1 protein-coding gene is annotated in these 1,199 nt (G+C 24.7%); it reads left to right on the top strand.

Going from position 1 to position 1,199, the window contains the following annotated elements:
- Positions 1-35 precede the first annotated feature (35 nt).
- Positions 36-1,199: hypothetical protein (locus tag CAMP5063_RS08285; protein ID WP_337195159.1), on the top strand; the 1,164-nt coding region annotated here is incomplete at its 3' end.

The following is a 1,199-nucleotide window of genomic DNA, read 5'->3' as shown; positions in this document are numbered from 1 at the left end:
GGTTTTTAATATATAACATGGAGTTAACATAAAGAGTGAAGACTTATATTCATATAGGTTTAGAAAAGACTGGAAGTACTAGTATACAAGAATTTTTATATATAAATAGAGATATAATTGCACAAAAATATAATTATATTTTTGTGCAATCTATAGGTATAAAAAATCATTGGGATTTAGCTTTTTTAGGGTATTCTTTAACTAAAAAAGATAGTTATATTTTAAATAATTCTTTATGGGATCTGCAAGCTATTAAGAAACATAAAAAAAGCATTTTTAATAAAATTAACCATGAAATAAATGTTAACTACATAACGGTTTTTTCTTCTGAGTTATTACAATCAAGATTAACCTGCAAGCGGGAAATTATCAAATTATATAAATTTTTAAAAAAATTAGGATTTACAAATATTCAAGTAGTATGCTATATTCGAGATGTAAACGAAATGCTAAAATCGTTATTTTCTGAGGCTACTAAATGGGCAGAAATAGATGATTTTAAATTAGAAATGAAAAATGAAGAATATAGTTCAGGATACAAAAAAAATTTATTTCATTTTCATCACATTTGCAATCACAAACAAACATTACAGTGGTGGGGAGAAGTTTTTGGTAAAGAAAATTTAATTGTAAGATTATTTGATAAAAATGAATTTTATCAAGGAGATTTATTAAAAGATTTTATACATAGTATAGGTTTGGAATGGGATGATGAGTTTATTATACCTCCAAAACAAAATGAGAGTTTAGATTTATTGGGAATAGAGTTGCTTAGAAGAGTTAATAGTATATTGCCTCTTTTTGTTAATAATATCAGAAATATATTTAGGGGAGATTTGCATCATTTTATATTAAAACACTTCACCTCCAAAGACCCTCTTCTCAAATTCCAACCTCTAAAAGAAGTGGTGCAGTCTTATATAAATTATTTCGAAGAATCAAATGAATGGGTAAGAAAAGAATTCTTTCCTTATAAAGAAAGATTATTTCCAAAAAAAGATTTAACTAATTATAAAGAAAATTATGAACTTAAGGAAATGAAACCAGAATATTGGGATAAAATAGCTGAATTTATAGCCGATATAGTTAAAACTAAAAATCAAAATATCGCAGATAAAACTAATATCATTCAGAATAAAGATAAAATTATTATTGATCAAACTACTCAAATAAAATCCTTACAAGCAAATATAAAAGAC

The organism is Campylobacter sp. RM5063, assembly GCF_024723655.1.
GTDB classification, from domain to species: domain Bacteria; phylum Campylobacterota; class Campylobacteria; order Campylobacterales; family Campylobacteraceae; genus Campylobacter_D; species Campylobacter_D lari_D.
Note: the sequence above shows the minus strand (reverse complement) of the source record. Positions and strands in the feature narration are given on the sequence as shown.